At 63.5% G+C, this 15,542-nt stretch carries 13 protein-coding genes; 2 read left to right on the top strand and 11 right to left on the bottom strand.

Features of this window, described 5'->3' with window-relative positions; all coding sequences use genetic code 11:
• Window positions 1–44 precede the first annotated feature (44 nt).
• Entirely contained in the window at window positions 45–1,526 is a 1,482-nt protein-coding gene (locus GBJ34_RS07370) for a 1-acyl-sn-glycerol-3-phosphate acyltransferase (protein ID WP_151718618.1), read from the bottom strand.
• 134 nt (window positions 1,527–1,660) lie between these two features.
• On the opposite strand from GBJ34_RS07370, the gene GBJ34_RS07365 reads away from it, so the two are divergent.
• Entirely contained in the window at window positions 1,661–3,625 is a 1,965-nt protein-coding gene (locus GBJ34_RS07365) for a protein meaA (protein WP_151718617.1), read from the top strand.
• A gap of 276 nt (window positions 3,626–3,901) precedes the next feature.
• Here the strand turns inward: GBJ34_RS07365 and lpdA are convergent, their stop codons facing one another.
• The 10 genes from lpdA to GBJ34_RS07320 all read right to left on the bottom strand — a co-directional run bounded on the left by lpdA (window position 3,902) and on the right by GBJ34_RS07320 (window position 14,709).
• Window positions 3,902–5,290: a dihydrolipoyl dehydrogenase gene (gene lpdA, locus GBJ34_RS07360; RefSeq protein WP_151718616.1), complete on the bottom strand. Its 1,389-nt coding sequence runs from the start codon at window positions 5,288–5,290 to the stop codon at window positions 3,902–3,904.
• An 80-nt stretch (window positions 5,291–5,370) separates the two neighbouring features.
• Window positions 5,371–5,775 (bottom strand): MAPEG family protein, encoded by a 405-nt coding sequence (locus GBJ34_RS07355; protein ID WP_226341083.1) that lies wholly within the window; start codon window positions 5,773–5,775, stop codon window positions 5,371–5,373.
• Window positions 5,772–6,143 carry a hypothetical protein gene (locus GBJ34_RS07350; RefSeq protein ID WP_151718615.1) on the bottom strand — a complete coding sequence of 124 codons (372 nt, stop codon included), beginning with the start codon at window positions 6,141–6,143 and terminating at the stop codon, window positions 5,772–5,774. Before GBJ34_RS07350 ends, GBJ34_RS07355 begins: the two co-directional genes overlap by 4 nt.
• Before the next feature lie 69 nt (window positions 6,144–6,212).
• Complete coding sequence (gene odhB, locus GBJ34_RS07345; protein ID WP_226341082.1) at window positions 6,213–7,433, bottom strand: 2-oxoglutarate dehydrogenase complex dihydrolipoyllysine-residue succinyltransferase; 1,221 nt, start codon at window positions 7,431–7,433, stop codon at window positions 6,213–6,215.
• Between the two features lie 4 nt (window positions 7,434–7,437).
• Window positions 7,438–10,404 (bottom strand): 2-oxoglutarate dehydrogenase E1 component, encoded by a 2,967-nt coding sequence (locus GBJ34_RS07340; RefSeq protein WP_151718614.1) that lies wholly within the window; start codon window positions 10,402–10,404, stop codon window positions 7,438–7,440.
• A 36-nt stretch (window positions 10,405–10,440) separates the two neighbouring features.
• Window positions 10,441–10,881 (bottom strand): lipoprotein, encoded by a 441-nt coding sequence (locus GBJ34_RS21195; protein WP_192931133.1) that lies wholly within the window; start codon window positions 10,879–10,881, stop codon window positions 10,441–10,443.
• Window positions 10,882–10,965: 84 nt separating this feature from the next.
• Entirely contained in the window at window positions 10,966–11,850 is an 885-nt protein-coding gene (gene sucD / locus GBJ34_RS07335) for a succinate--CoA ligase subunit alpha (RefSeq protein ID WP_151718613.1), read from the bottom strand.
• A 4-nt stretch (window positions 11,851–11,854) separates the two neighbouring features.
• Window positions 11,855–13,048, bottom strand: coding sequence for an ADP-forming succinate--CoA ligase subunit beta (gene sucC, locus GBJ34_RS07330; protein WP_151718612.1), 1,194 nt, complete (start codon window positions 13,046–13,048; stop codon window positions 11,855–11,857).
• Between the two features lie 202 nt (window positions 13,049–13,250).
• Window positions 13,251–13,928: a class I SAM-dependent methyltransferase gene (locus GBJ34_RS07325; protein WP_151718611.1), complete on the bottom strand. Its 678-nt coding sequence runs from the start codon at window positions 13,926–13,928 to the stop codon at window positions 13,251–13,253.
• Window positions 13,929–14,130: 202 nt separating this feature from the next.
• Window positions 14,131–14,709, bottom strand: coding sequence for a thymidine kinase (locus GBJ34_RS07320; protein ID WP_151718610.1), 579 nt, complete (start codon window positions 14,707–14,709; stop codon window positions 14,131–14,133).
• Between the two features lie 344 nt (window positions 14,710–15,053).
• On the opposite strand from GBJ34_RS07320, the gene GBJ34_RS07315 reads away from it, so the two are divergent.
• Entirely contained in the window at window positions 15,054–15,509 is a 456-nt protein-coding gene (locus tag GBJ34_RS07315; protein ID WP_151718609.1) for a hypothetical protein, read from the top strand.
• Window positions 15,510–15,542 lie beyond the last annotated feature (33 nt).

The raw sequence follows: 15,542 nt of genomic DNA, 5'->3' as shown, positions 1-15,542 counted from the left end.
GACAGGACAGCAATGATGCTGCGACAGGCGATCGGGATCAGGTTTCAGGCAGGGAATTGCCCCAAATGCTGGGTGACAGAGGCGGCCTGAAATGCGCAAAGCGCGGCCTTGTCAGGGGCGATACGCAGGACAGCGCGCTTTGGCCCGACCTGTTCAGACCCAACTTGCGCGGGCCCAACTTGCGCAGGCCCAAGTTGCTCGGGGCCAGCATCCGCAAGTCCGGCCTCTGTCGCCCCTTCCTGCTCCAGCACGATGCCGCGCGCGATCAGCGCGGCAAGCCCCTGATCCACCGCCGCGGCAATCGCAGCCCCCGGGCTGGCGGCCTCGGGCAGCTCCAGCGGGACCGAGCGCGCGGCAAGCTGCGCGGTCAGGTCCGTCACTGCTGTTTTCACCGCAGGCCGATCCCGCGCCCCGGCCAGCAATGCGGCCGCAACCAGCGGCACCGGCAGGGCGGGCACCACGGCGGCCACCCGCGCCATCAGATCGGTGCCAAGCGCCTCTGGCTCTGCCGGGTGCTGCAGCAGCCATTCCGCCAGTGACAGCGGCGTCCCGAAACTGACCGCCGCCGCCCCGAACCCCTGATAGCTGCCGCGCAGCTTGTGCCGGATCATCCGGGCGACAAAGCCCAAGCCGCTCCAGATCGAGCCGCGGAACCTGCGCTCGCCCCGCGCGGCGGCCTCGACCAGCACACGGTCCTCCAGCACCCGGTCATAGCTGATGCCGACCGGCACAAAGACCACATCGCGATGCCCCGGCCCATGGCCTTGCAGGATATAGCTGAGCAGACCCATCTTGGCCGGGCCAACCCTGCCATCAAGGCTGAGGCCACCTTCCGGGAAGACCGCCTGCGTGACCCCTTCGGCGGTGATCAGTTGCACATAACGCGCCAGCACCTTGCGATAGAGCGCATCGCGCGAATTGCGCCGCACGAAGAAGGCCCCCATGCCCCGGATCATGGCAGACAGCGGCCAGACCTGCGCCCATTCGCCCACCGCGTAGCTCAGCGCCGAGCGGTTGGCGACCAGCCAAGTCACCAGCACATAATCCATATTGCTGCGATGGTTCATCACAAAGACCACCGTCGCCTCGTCGTCGATCTGGCTCAGCGCCGCATCGACGCGCCCCACCCGCACATCGTAAAGCGCCCGGCTGAGCCAACGGGCCAGGCGCGAGGCGATGGAGAAATAGATGATGGCGGAAAAGCCCGGCACGATCTCGCGTGCGGCCTTGCGCACCGCCTCGAACACCACGGGCTCCGGCGTGCCGGTTGCCCGCGCATGGTCGATGGCGGCCTGCACCACCTGCGGATCATAGGTCAACTGCACGATGCGATCCGCCCGCGCCATCAAGCGAAAGGGCCGGATCGGCCGCGACAGATGGGTGTTCAGGCGACCAATCAGCCGTTCCGCCCGCCGCCGCAGGAACCAGCGCGCCGAAGGCATCAGCACGCGCTCCAGCGCGGCAATGGCGGCAAGGATCAGGGCCAGCACCACCAGCCAGAGGGGAAGTTCGACTACAGACGTCATGCCCTGACCTTAGGCAATTGCCGCAGCCGCAACAATCCGGTCATGCCGCAACGCGGCGAATTGACAGAGGCACATTCTTTCTGTCATGGCTAAAGACACGCAATAATATTGCCGACACGATTCACGAGGCTGCCATGACCCAGATGAAAGATGCCCCCTGGCTGTTCCGCACCTATGCGGGCCATTCCACGGCCAGCGCCTCCAATGCGCTGTATCGCACCAATCTGGCCAAAGGGCAGACCGGGCTTTCGGTGGCCTTCGATCTGCCGACCCAGACCGGCTATGACAGCGATCATGAGCTGGCGCGGGGCGAGGTCGGCAAGGTGGGCGTGCCGGTCAGCCATCTGGGCGACATGCGGGCGCTGTTCGACCAGATCCCGCTGGAACAGATGAATACCTCGATGACGATCAACGCGACCGCGCCCTGGCTGCTGTCGCTGTATATCGCGGCGGCCGAAGAACAGGGGGCCGATATCTCCAAGCTGCAAGGCACGGTGCAGAACGACATCATCAAGGAATATCTCTCGCGCGGGACCTATATCTGCCCGCCCAAACCCAGCCTGCGGATGATCACCGATGTGGCGGCCTATACGCAGAAGCACCTGCCGAAATGGAACCCGATGAACGTGTGTTCCTACCATCTGCAAGAGGCGGGGGCCACGCCCGAGCAGGAGCTGGCCTTTGCCCTTGCCACCGCATGTGCGGTGCTTGATGACCTGCGCGGCAAGGTCACCGAGGCCGACTTCCCCAATATGGTCGGGCGGATCAGCTTTTTCGTGAATGCGGGCATCCGCTTCATCACCGAGATGTGCAAGATGCGCGCCTTTGTCGACCTGTGGGACGAGATCCTGCAGGATCGTTATGGCATCACGGATGCGAAATACCGCCGCTTCCGCTATGGGGTGCAGGTCAACAGCCTTGGCCTGACCGAGCAGCAACCGGAAAACAACGTCTACCGCATCCTGATCGAGATGCTGGCGGTGACGCTGTCGAAACGCGCCCGCGCCCGCGCGGTGCAACTGCCCGCCTGGAACGAGGCGCTTGGTCTGCCGCGCCCCTGGGATCAGCAATGGTCGCTGCGGATGCAGCAGATCCTGGCCTATGAGACCGATCTTCTGGAATATGACGACCTGTTTGACGGCAACCCCGCGATTGATCGCAAGGTCGAGGCGCTGAAACAGGGCGCGCGCGATGAGCTGGCGCAGATCGACGCCATGGGCGGCGCGGTCGCCTCGATCGATTACATGAAAGGCCGGTTGGTAGAGGCCAATGCCGACCGCATCGCGCGGATCGAGGGCAAGGAAACCATCGTGGTCGGCGTCAACCGCTGGACCGAGGCCGCACCTTCGCCGCTGACCGCGGGCGATGGCGCGATCATGCTGTCCGACCCCGAGGCCGAGGCTGACCAGATCGCGCGCCTGACCGCCTGGCGCAGCAGTCGCGATGCCGGCGCGGTCGCCCGCGCGCTGGAGGCATTGCGGCAGGCCTGTGCCAGCGGCGCCAATGTCATGCCTGCCTCCATCGCCGCCGCCAAGGCCGGGGCCACGACAGGTGAATGGGGGGCCACGGTGCGCGCGGCGTTTGGCCAGTATCGCGGTCCCACGGGCGTCTCCAAGAACCCCTCCAACCGCACCGAGGGGCTGGAGCCGATCCGCGAGGCGGTCTCGACCGTGTCTTCGAAACTTGGGCGGCAGCTTAGCTTCCTTGTCGGCAAGCCGGGGCTGGATGGTCATTCCAACGGCGCCGAGCAGATCGCCGCCCGCGCCCGCGATTGCGGGATGGAGATCCATTACGAAGGCATCCGCCTGACCCCGGCCGAGATCGTCAGCGCCGCCGCCGATCAGGATGTGCATGTGGTGGGCCTGTCGATCCTGTCGGGCAGCCATCTGCCGCTGTTGGAGGACACGATGGCGCGGATGCGCGCGGCAGGCCTGGACCATATCCCGGTCGTGGTCGGCGGCATTATCCCCGAGGAAGACGCGGCCCGGCTGCGCGGCATGGGGGTCGCCGCCGTCTATACGCCCAAGGATTTCGAGCTGAACCGCATCATGCTCGACATCGTGGCGCTGGTGGACCCGGAGCCAGTTGCGGCGGAGTGATCGCGGGCATTGACGGCTTTCCCGCCTTCGGACCCGAATGCCCCCTCTGACCAGCAGACCCTGAATGATCGCAGGCCTGTGGGCCTGTGGGCCTGTGGGCCTGTGGGCCTGTGGGCCTGTGGGCCTGTGGGCCTGTGGGCCTGTGGGCTGAACATCTCACTGCCCTGTCTTGCCCGCAAGGGCAGGACGGGGCGAAAAATGACAACACCCCGATCCACAAGGATCGGGGTGTTTCCGTCTCAGAGGCCTTGGTGGGCCAGATCAAACCTGACCGGATCAGGCGTGGATCGCGCCGTCGCCGCAGGCCAGCGCCGCCTCGCGCACCGCTTCCGAATAGGTCGGGTGGGCGTGGCAGGTCAGCGCCAGATCCTGCGCAGATGCGCCAAATTCCATCGCAACGCAGACCTCATGGATCAGATCGCCCGCGCCCGGCCCGATGATATGGCAGCCAAGGATACGGTCGGTTTCCTTGTCGGCGATCAGCTTCACAAAGCCATCGGCCTGGAAGACCGCCTTGGCGCGCGCATTGCCCATGAAGGGGAATTTGCCGACCTTGTAGGCGCGGCCCTCGGCCTTCAGTTGCTCTTCGGTCTTGCCGACCGAGGCCACCTCGGGCGTGGTGTAGATCACGCCGGGGATCACGTCATAGTTCACATGACCATGCTTGCCCGCGATGACCTCGGCCACCGCCATGCCCTCATCCTCGGCCTTGTGGGCCAGCATCGGCCCGACCACGGCGTCGCCGATGGCGTAGATGCCCTTCACATTGGTCTGGAAATGACCGTCGATCTTGACCTGACCGCGCGGTTCCATCTCGACGCCTGCAGCCTCGAGGCCCAGACCCGCCGTATAGGGGCGCCGCCCGGTGGCCAGCAGCACGGCCTCGGCCTCGATCTCGTGGGCAGAGTCATCCTTGCGCAGCTTGTAGCTGACCTTCGCGCCGGTCTTGGTGCGCTCGGTGCCTTGCACCGCGGCCCCCAGGACAAACTTCAGACCCTGCTTGGCCAGCAGCTTCTGGAAGGATTTCGCGACTTCACCATCCATGCCGGGGGTGATCGCGTCGAGATATTCGACCACGGTCACCTGCGCGCCGAGACGGGCATAGACCGAGCCCATTTCCAGCCCGATCACGCCCGCGCCGATCACGACCATGGATTTCGGGATCTTGCCCAGGGACAGCGCGCCGGTCGAGGTCACCACGACCTCCTCATCGACGGTGACGCCGGGCAGCGCGGCCGGTTCCGACCCGGTCGCGATCACGATGGCCTTGGCGGAATGCAGTTCTTCACCGACCTTGACCTGACCGGCGGCCGGGATCGAGCCCCAGCCCTTCAGCCAGGTGATCTTGTTCTTCTTGAACAGGAATTCGATGCCCTTGGTGTTGCCGTTCACCACATCCTGTTTGTAATCCTGCATTTTGGCCCAATCGACGGTGGGCGCGGCCCCCATCAGGCCCATCTTTTCAAAGTTCTCATGAACTTCATGCAGGTGATGCGTGGCGTTCAGCAGCGCCTTCGAGGGGATGCAACCCACATTCAGGCAGGTGCCACCCAGCGTCTCGCGCCCTTCGACACAGGCGGTTTTCAGGCCCAGCTGCGCGCAGCGGATGGCGCAGACATAGCCGCCCGGGCCGCCGCCGATCACGATCACATCGAATTCTGCCATGGTGGTCTCCTTTGGCGTCCGAAGGCCGGGGGCTGTCTGCCCCCGGACCCCCGAGGATATTTGAGGAACAGATGAAGGGCTCAGAACAGGCAGGCACCGATCATCGTCAGGATTGCAAGAAAGCCGATGCCCCAGATGAGCGAGCGCCAGGGCGCAAGACCAAGGGCATAGGCAGGAATGTAAAGCAGGCGGGCCGCGACATAGATCCAAGCCGCAAAGGCGGTGACCGCGCTGGATTGGCCAGACAGCACGGTGACCAGCACGACGGGCGTGAACATCGCAAGCCCCTCGAAGCCGTTATTCACCGCACGGCGCAACCGGCCAAGGCGCGGCGACATCTCGGGCTGCGCATCGCGCGGGCCGGCATTGTAGCGCGGCCCCAACTCGCGGTTCATCTGTGCGCCTGCGGCGGCGATGGACAGCATCTGGACCAGCACGGCAAAAAGCAGGGCGATGAGTTCGGCAGAGAACGTGGCGGTCATCATTGCGGGCAAGCCTCAACCTGACGGAACATCTGCGCCGTCATCGCCAGTGGCGGATCCTGCGGCCGGTTCGCGGTATAGAATTCGCTGTTGGACCAGATATCGGTAAAGCCCGGCGCGAAGGCCTCATCGCTCCACCACGGGTGATAGGGGCCGGAGACCAGCTCCAGCGTCACGCTGTCGGCTGCACGTTCGGTGACGCGGAAACAGGCATCCGCTTCGCCCTTGCGCGGCGCGATGAAGCTGTCGCTGTCGGGATCGTAGCTTTGCACCTTCATCACCAGATCGCCGGGCTGTAGCCGAGCCGGCGTATCGGCCACGGCAGGCACTGCCGCAAAGGCAAGGGTGGTGGTCAGAACAGAGCGTGACATTTTCACTGTTTTACCCGGTCGCGCGAGGTCGGACGGGCCTTTGGCGGCCCGCCCCTGTTCAGTTGCGGATCACAGATCCATCAGCAGGCGGCGCGGATCCTCCAGCGCCTCCTTGACGCGGACGAGGAAGGTCACGGCACCCTTGCCATCCACGATGCGGTGATCGTAGCTGAGCGCAAGATACATCATCGGACGGATGACGATCTGGCCATTCACCACCACCGGGCGATCCTGGATCTTGTGCATCCCGAGGATCCCCGATTGCGGCGGGTTCAGGATCGGCGAGGACATCAGCGAGCCATAGACCCCACCATTCGAGATGGTGAAGCTGCCCCCCGCCATTTCGGCCATCGACAGTTTGCCGTCACGGGCACGCAGGCCCAGTTCGGCAATCTTCTTCTCGATCGCGGCAAAGCCCATCTGATCGGCATCGCGCACCACCGGCACCACAAGGCCCGACGGCGTGCCGACGGCCACGCCCATATGGACATAGTTCTTGTAGACGATGTCAGTGCCGTCGATCTCGGCATTGACCTCGGGGACTTCTTTCAGCGCATGGCAGCAAGCCTTCACGAAGAAGGACATGAAGCCCAGCTTCACGCCATGCTTCTTCTCGAACTGGTCCTTGTATTCGTTGCGCAGCGCCATGATGCCGGACATGTCCACCTCGTTATAGGTGGTCAGCATCGCGGCAGTGTTCTGGCTGTCCTTCAGGCGGCGCGCGATGGTCTGGCGCAGCTTGGTCATCTTGACGCGTTCCTCGCGGGCGGCGTCATCGGCGGGAACCGGGGCGCGCGGGATCGCGGCGGGTGCCGGGGCAGCCGTGGCCGCAGCACCGGCGGCGACCGCACGGGCCACATCTTCCTTCATCACGCGGCCATCGCGGCCGGACCCTTGCACCTGTGCGGCGGTCAGACCGGCTTCGGCCATGGCCTTCTTGGCGGCGGGCGCATCTTCGACATCACGGGCCGGGGTGGCAGCCACCGAAGCTGCAGCCGGGGCCGCAGCAGGCACCTCTGCCGCTTTGGCGGAAGGCGCAACCGCGCCGCCCGCCCCTGCGGTGATGGTGGCAAGCAGGGCAGCAGCGCCGACCGTCTCACCTTCCTGCGCGATGATCTCGCCCAGAACGCCAGCGGCAGGCGACGGCACGTCGAGGCTTACCTTGTCGGTTTCAAGCTCGCACAGGATCTCGTCCACAGCGACGGTGTCGCCGGGCTTCTTGAACCAGGTGGCGATGGTCGCCTCGGTGACGCTTTCGCCCAGGGCGGGGACGCGGACTTCAACGGTCATTGGCTTACTTCCCTTCAACGGTCAGCGCATCGTTCACGAGCGCTTCTTGTTCAGCTTTGTGTTTGGAGGCGAGACCCGTGGCAGGCGAGGCCGAGGCTGTGCGGCCCACATAGCGGGCGCGCTTGGAGGCCCCGCCGACCTGATCCAACACCCATTCGATACTGGGTTCCATATGGGTCCAATAGCCCTGGTTCTTCGGCTCTTCCTGGCACCAGATCACCTCCGCATTGGGGAAGCGGCCCAGTTCGGCGCGCAGCGATTGCGCCGGGAACGGATAGAGCTGTTCGACCCGCAGCAGATAGATGTCGTCGATCCCGCGGGCATCGCGTTCGGCCAGCAGGTCATAATAGACCTTGCCCGTGCACATCACGACGCGCTTGATCTTGTCATCGCCCTTCAGCGTGGTCTTCGACACGCCCAGTTGCGCATCATCCCACAGCACGCGGTGGAATTGCGAGCCGGTAGTAAACTCCTCAGCCTTGGACACGCAAAGCGGGTGACGCAGCAGGGATTTCGGCGTCATCAGCACCAGCGGCTTGCGGAAGTCGCGGTGGATCTGGCGGCGCAGGATGTGGAAGTAGTTCGCCGGCGTCGAGCAGTTGGCAACGATCCAGTTATCCTGGGCCGAGTTCTGCAAGAACCGCTCCGGCCGGGCGGAAGAGTGTTCCGGCCCCTGCCCTTCAAAGCCATGCGGCAGCAGCATCACCAGGCCCGACATGCGCAGCCACTTGCTTTCGCCCGAGTTGATGAACTGGTCGAACATGATCTGCGCGCCATTGGCGAAATCGCCGAACTGCGCTTCCCACAGCGTCAGGGCATTGGGCTCCGACAGCGAATAGCCGTATTCAAAACCCAGAACCGCATATTCCGACAGCATACTGTCGATCACCTCATAACGCGCCTGACCGGCACGGATGTGGTTCAGCGGGTAGTAGCGTTCTTCGGTCGACTGGTCGACAAAGGCCGAATGGCGCTGCGAGAAGGTGCCGCGCGTGCAATCCTGCCCCGACAGACGCACCGGGAACCCCTCGGTCTGGAGCGAGCCAAAGGCCAGCGCCTCGGCCGTGGCCCAGTCGAAGCCGGTGCCGGTCTCGAACATCTTCTTCTTGGCTTCCAGCTGGCGCGCCACGGTCTTGTGCAGGTCGAACCCTTCCGGCGCGCGGGTCAGCGCGGCACCGACCTCTGCCAAGGTCTCGGGTTTGATCGCGGTATTGCCGGCAGTATATTCCAGCCCCTCTTTCGAGAGGTTCTTCCAGCGGCCATCGAGCCAGTCGGCGCGGTTCGGCTTGAACTCGCGGCCGGCTTCGAATTCCTCATTCAGACGGGCCTGGAAGGCCGCCTTCATATCCTCGATCTCGCCTTCCGGGATCAGGCCGTCCTGCACCAGACGCTCGGTGTAAAGCTGCAGCGTCGTCTTGTGCTTCTTGATCTGGTTATACATCGCCGGGTTGGTGAACATCGGCTCATCGCCTTCGTTGTGACCAAAGCGGCGATAGCAGAAGATATCCAGCACGACGTCCTTGCCGAACTTCTGACGATATTCGGTGGCGACGCGTGCGGCGTGCACCACGGCCTCCGGGTCGTCGCCATTGACGTGGAAGATCGGCGCTTCCACCATCAGGGCGATATCGGTCGGATAGGGCGAGGTGCGCGAGAAATGCGGCGCGGTGGTGAAACCGATCTGGTTGTTCACCACGATATGGATGCAGCCCCCAGTGCGATGGCCCTTGATGCCCGACAATTGCAGGCATTCGGCCACGACACCCTGACCGGCAAAGGCCGCGTCACCGTGCAACAGGATCGGCAGCACCGCGTTGCGGGTCTCGATATCGTTCAATTGGTCCTGCTTGGCGCGGACCTTGCCCAGCACGACCGGGTTCACCGCCTCAAGGTGCGAGGGGTTGGCGGTCAGAGACAGGTGAACGGTATTGCCGTCAAAGGTGCGGTCGCTGGAGGCACCAAGGTGATATTTCACATCGCCCGAGCCGTCGACGTCTTCCGGTTTGAAGCTGCCGCCCTGGAATTCGTTGAAGATGGCGCGATAGGGCTTGCCCATCACATTGGCCAGCACCGACAGGCGGCCACGGTGCGGCATCCCGATGACGATCTCTTTCACGCCAAGATTGCCGCCACGCTTGATGATCTGCTCCATCGCCGGGATCAGGGCCTCGCCCCCGTCCAGACCGAAGCGTTTGGTGCCCATGTATTTGACATGCAGGAACTTCTCGAAGCCTTCTGCCTCGACCAGCTTGTTCAGGATGGCCTTGCGGCCTTCACGGGTGAACTGGATTTCCTTGCCATAGCCCTCGATCCGCTCTTTCAGCCAGCTCGACTGTTCGGGATCGGAGATATGCATGTATTGCAGCGCGAAGGTGCCGCAATAGGTGCGCTTCACGATGTCCAGGATCTGGCGCATCGAGGCATGGGTCAGGCCCAGCACATTATCGATGAAGATCGGGCGATCCATGTCGGCTTCGGTGAAGCCATAGGATTTCGGATCCAGCTCGGGATGCGAGTTCTTGTCGCGCATCCCGAGCGGATCGATATCGGCGGCCAGATGCCCCCGGATCCGGTAGGCGCGGATGATCATGATGGCGCGGATGCTGTCGAGCACGGCGCGCTGGATCTGGTCCTGGCTCAGCGCCACGCCGGTCTCGGCGGCTTTGGCGGCGATCTTGGCACCCGCCCCCTTGGCCTCTTTCGGCGCGATCGGCCATTCGCCCGTCAGGGCGGCGGTCAGATCGTCGGCCGCGGTCGGCGGCCAGTCGGCCCGGGCCCAGGACGGGCCAGCCGCAGCGCGCTTGGCCTCAAGCTCGCTTTCGCCAAGGGCTGCGAAAAACGCGGCCCAACCCGCATCCACCGAGGCGGGGTCGGCGGCATAGCGCGCCTGAAGCTGGTCGATGTAATCGGCATTCGCCCCGTCCAGATAGGATTGGGCATGGAATGCGGCGTTGGGGGATTGGTCAGTCATGTCATTGCCTCATGGAGACGTAGGGGCGAACGGAGATCAGTTGCAGCGAAGAAGGAGTCTATGAAAGCTACCGGGCTTTGATGAGACCTCCACCACCTCCAACAGATCGGCACCGAAAGATTGGCAAATGATACGCGATGCCTTTCGCACCGTCTGCATATCTTCGGCCACTCCAGCGAGAAGGGGTAGTTCAGTCACGGAGCCAGGAGGCGAAGCTTTTCGGTGTGCGGCAACCCGAGCAAAGATAGGCGCGACGTCAGACGGCTGCAATCCGGCGATCGTTTCCAAGACCATCTTCGGATTGTCGGATGTCACACCAAAGCTCGGCACAAGTGGTTCCGGACCTTTCGTATCCCGCGCAATCTTCAGACCAGTGGATGGGTCAGGTTTCAGGGCACTAAATGGGATGGAATGCGCGGACTGGACACAGCCAGCAACCGCGAGAACAGCCAGAATTGCGAGTGTCGGTCGTTTCATCCTGTTCACCCTGAAAATCTGTTGCACTGGAAAACCCTCCCCGAGGCACAACATGCGCGCGCCCCGGGGAAGCAAACTGTCACATCAGCCCCTGATCGCCTTCATCACGGCTTCGCCCAGTTGGGCCGGGCTGTCAGCCACAACGATCCCGGCGGCTTTCATCGCCTCGATCTTCGATTCCGCATCACCCTTGCCACCGGCCACGATGGCACCTGCATGGCCCATGCGACGGCCTTTCGGCGCGGTGCGGCCCGCGATGAAACCGGCGGTCGGCTTCCAGCGGCCACGCTTCTTCTCGTCGGCCAGGAATTGTGCGGCTTCTTCCTCGGCCGACCCACCGATTTCACCGATCATGATGATCGAGGTGGTTTCCGGGTCTGCCAGGAACATTTCCAGCACGTCGATATGCTCGGTGCCCTTGATCGGGTCGCCGCCGATGCCCACGGCCGAGGATTGGCCAAGGCCCAGATCGGAGGTCTGCTTCACCGCTTCATAGGTCAGCGTGCCCGAACGCGACACCACACCGACAGAACCGCGCTGGTGGATATGGCCCGGCATGATGCCGATCTTGCAGGCGCCGGGGGTGATGACGCCCGGGCAGTTCGGCCCGATGAGGCGCGATTTGGAGCCTTCCAGCGCGCGCTTGACCTTCATCATGTCCAGCACCGGGATGCCTTCGGTGATGCAGACGATCAGCTCCATCTCGGCGTCGATCGCCTCGAGGATCGAGTCGGCCGCGAAGGGCGGCGGCACATAGATCGCGGTCGCATTGGCGCCAGTGCGCTCGCGCGCCTCATGCACCGAGTTGAACACCGGCAGGTCGAGATGCGTGGTGCCGCCCTTGCCGGGGGTCACGCCGCCAACCATCTTGGTGCCATAGGCAATCGCCTGTTCCGAGTGGAACGTGCCCTGCGAGCCGGTGAAGCCCTGGCAGATGACTTTGGTATTTTCGTTGACGAGGACTGCCATTTTCTTAGCCTTTCACCGCTTTCACGATTTTCTGTGCTGCATCCGACAGATTGTCGCCTGCGATGACGTTCAGACCGGAATTGCGGATGATCTCTTTGCCGAGTTCCACATTGGTGCCTTCCAGACGGACGACCAGCGGAACCTGCAGACCGACCTCTTTCACCGCAGCCAGCACGCCTTCCGCGATCACATCGCAGCGCATGATGCCGCCGAAGATATTGACCAGAATGCCTTTGACGTTCGGGTCAGAGGTGATGATCTTGAAGGCCTCGGTCACCTTTTCCTTGGTGGCGCCACCGCCCACGTCAAGGAAGTTGGCGGGTTCGGCACCATACAGCTTGATGATGTCCATCGTGGCCATGGCAAGGCCCGCGCCGTTCACCATGCAGCCGATCTCGCCATCCAGCGCGATGTAGTTCAAGTCGAACTTCGACGCCGCCAGTTCTTTCGGGTCTTCTTCGGTCTCGTCGCGCAGGGCGGCGATATCGGCGTGGCGATAGATCGCATTGCCGTCGAAGGACACTTTGGCATCCAGCACCTTGATCTGGCCCTCGGGGGTCACGATCAGCGGGTTGATCTCCAGCATCTCCATGTCCTTCTCGACGAAGGCCTTATAGAGCACCTTGGCGAGCGCGACCATCTGCTTGACCTGCGCGCCTTCCAGCCCGAGGCTGAAAGCCAGACGACGGCCATGGAAATCGGACAGGCCGGAGGCCGGATCCACCGAGAAGGACAGGATCTTTTCGGGGGTCGAGGCTGCAACTTCCTCGATATCCATGCCGCCTTCGGTCGAGACGACGAAGGAGATGCGCGAGGTCTGACGATCGACCAGCAGCGCAAGATACAGCTCGCGCGCGATGTCCGAACCCGCTTCGATATAGATGCGGTTCACCTGCTTGCCGGCCGGGCCGGTCTGGTGGGTCACAAGGGTGCGGCCCAGCATCTGCTTGGCCATCGCCTCGGCTTCTTCTACCGATTTGGCCAGACGGACACCGCCCTTTTCGCCAGCTTCGGCTTCAACGAACTTGCCCTTGCCGCGACCGCCGGCATGGATCTGCGCCTTCACGACCCAGAGCGGGCCTTCCATTTCGCTCGCGGCCGTTTTGGCTTCATCCGCCTTCAGAACGACGCGACCGTCCGAAACCGGGGCGCCATAGCTGCGCAGAAGCGCCTTGGCCTGATATTCATGGATGTTCATGGATCATGTCCCATCTCTGCTGATTTGGGCGGGTGATGCCACAGAAACAGGCGGTTTCAAAACGACATTTCGGCGACAGGCGGCTTTTGGCGCATAAAAATCGGCTTTGTGATCACACCTTGAAATCGTGTGATCACAAAGCCTCTGCTGTTTCCGCAAACGCTGCATTGCCGCATGGAATGGGCAGGTCTTGCCACCCGTCTCAGGCCTGAGTCGCGACGCAAAGCACCTGACCCCGCGGCAGCCGGTCTGGCCGGATCTCCAGCCGCAGCCCGGCCTGCGCGGCAAAGGCCTGCACGTCCGTCGCCAACAGGTGATAGGGCGGGCGGATATCATGCGTCACCACCCCGTCGGGCTGGCGCACCGGGACCAGGCTTGCAGCCGCATCGGGGGCCAGAAACACCGTGAACAGGAATTTCTCGAACCGTGTCACATGGCTTGCCACCCGCAGCAGCCCCCGCCGCAGATGGTTCATCGGCAGATGGGTGAACACGGCAAAGCACAGGATAAAATCGATCTCGCGCGGGATACCCGGCAGATCAAAAGCGCCATCCTCGATCAACTGGTCGCGCGGCAGGCGGAAACGGTCGCCCTCGGTCAGTTCGCGTGCATAGCCCTGCCGCATCAGATCGCCGGAAATATCGGTAGCCCAGTAATTGCCCGGATTGAGATAGGGCACCGCGCGACAGCCGGTGCGCAGGGGCCCTGCCCCGATATCGAGGAGGCTGTGTTTCGGGCGCAGCCCCTCGGCCATCAGAAGGCGCATCTGCTGCCAGCCAGTTTCCTCCCACCGGCCCCCGATGATGGCGCGGTGCTGGCCGCGCGTCAGCGCGTCAGGGATGAAATCAGGGGCATGATAGGGCGAGATGAAGCGGCTCATGCCGCGCCTTCTAGCGCAGTCGCGCCGAAAACGGAACGCCCGTGGCAGGCCGGGCTTCGGGGGCAGCCCGCCCGCACAGGACGCACAAAGCGCGCCCTTTCCCCGAAGACATTTGGTCGCAGAAGCAGGTCCCTGCATCGTCTTTCCAGGGATCTTCGGGCGCGACACCCTGAGTGGAGCGGAAGCAGCGCGCGCCGCTCTTTCAGTCGCCGACCGCCTCGCGCCAGTGGCGGCGGCAGAGGCTGACATAGGTCTCGTTGCCGCCGATCTGGACTTGCTCGCCCTCTTTCAAGGCTTTGCCATCCGGGCCGCGCCGGATCACCATCGTGGCCTTCTTGCCGCAATGGCAGATGGTGCGCACCTCGCGCATTTCGTCGGCCCAGGCCAGCAGTGCGGCCGAGCCGGGGAACAGATGGCCCTGGAAATCGACCCGCAAGCCATAGCACATCACCGGCACACCCAGATCATCGACCGCCCGCGCCAGTTGCCAGACCTGATCTTGTGTCAGGAACTGCGCCTCGTCGATGAACACGCAGGCCACCGGCCCCTCCGCAAAGCGCGTCGCAAGCCGCGCGAACATATCGGTGCCGGGCGCGAAGGTGTCCGCCTCCTCGCCGATGCCGATGCGGCTGGCGATGCGGCCCTTGCCGGCGCGATCATCCAGCCGCGCGGTCAGCAGATAGGTCTGCATCCCCCCCTCGCGGTAATTGTGCGAGGCTTGCAGCAACGCGGTCGATTTGCCCGCATTCATCGTGGAGTAATGGAAATAGAGCTTGGCCATGCGCGCCCGCCTAGCGCAAATCCTGTTCGGGGCCAAGCCCGTGTCCCCCCGGCACTGGCTTGCATATGGCCGGCGCAGGTTTGCCTATGGGCCGCAGCCCGAAGAGTGGCCGCACGATGCCCGGCACGTCCGGCCATCCCTTTTCGGGCGATGCCCATCAAGGTGCGTGCGACTGCCTCCCCACGCATACCGACGCTGGGGACGTCGGTCACTCGCTACCGCTCCGGACGGTCCGAAGCCTGAATCTGCATGACAAATCCCTGCCATCCGCTTAATGGGAAAACAAAATGGCTTTTCCCCCGGATGCATCTGGCGGGGAGAGTTTCGATTGCGGGATGAAAAGTATGTCGATTGCCTCCTATCTCAAGAAACACACCGAAGCCTTGGTGAAGGATGTGGGGATCGAGGCCGCCTGTGAGCTGACCGGCAAGTCCAAGGCGACCATCGGGCGCTACTATTCGGATCAGGATGAACATGGCGACCGCTTCATGCCGATTGATGTGGTGGCCCAGCTTGAGGGGGCCGCGCGCTTTCCGCATGTGACCTCGGCCTTGGCCGATCTGCGCGGCATCACGCTGAGCTATGACGCCGAGCGCCGCAATGCGCAGTCCGGCGGGATCAATTCCGATGTGGTGGCGCTGGCGCAGCGTTTCGGAATGCTGATGGGCGAATACAATCAGGCGATCAGCGATGGCAAGATCTCGATCAATGAGGCCAAGCGCCTGCTGCGCGAGACGCTGGCGATCCAGCAGGTGCTGCTGGAAATGAAGCTGAGCCTTGAGGAAGAGGCGGGGAACTGATCCCCCTGCCCGACCGGGCTTATGGCCTGCGTT

The organism is Gemmobacter serpentinus, assembly GCF_008973825.1.
Lineage (GTDB): Bacteria > Pseudomonadota > Alphaproteobacteria > Rhodobacterales > Rhodobacteraceae > Gemmobacter > Gemmobacter serpentinus.
The sequence above is the reverse complement of the archived record's forward strand: the minus strand, read 5'-3'. Positions and strand labels throughout refer to the sequence as shown.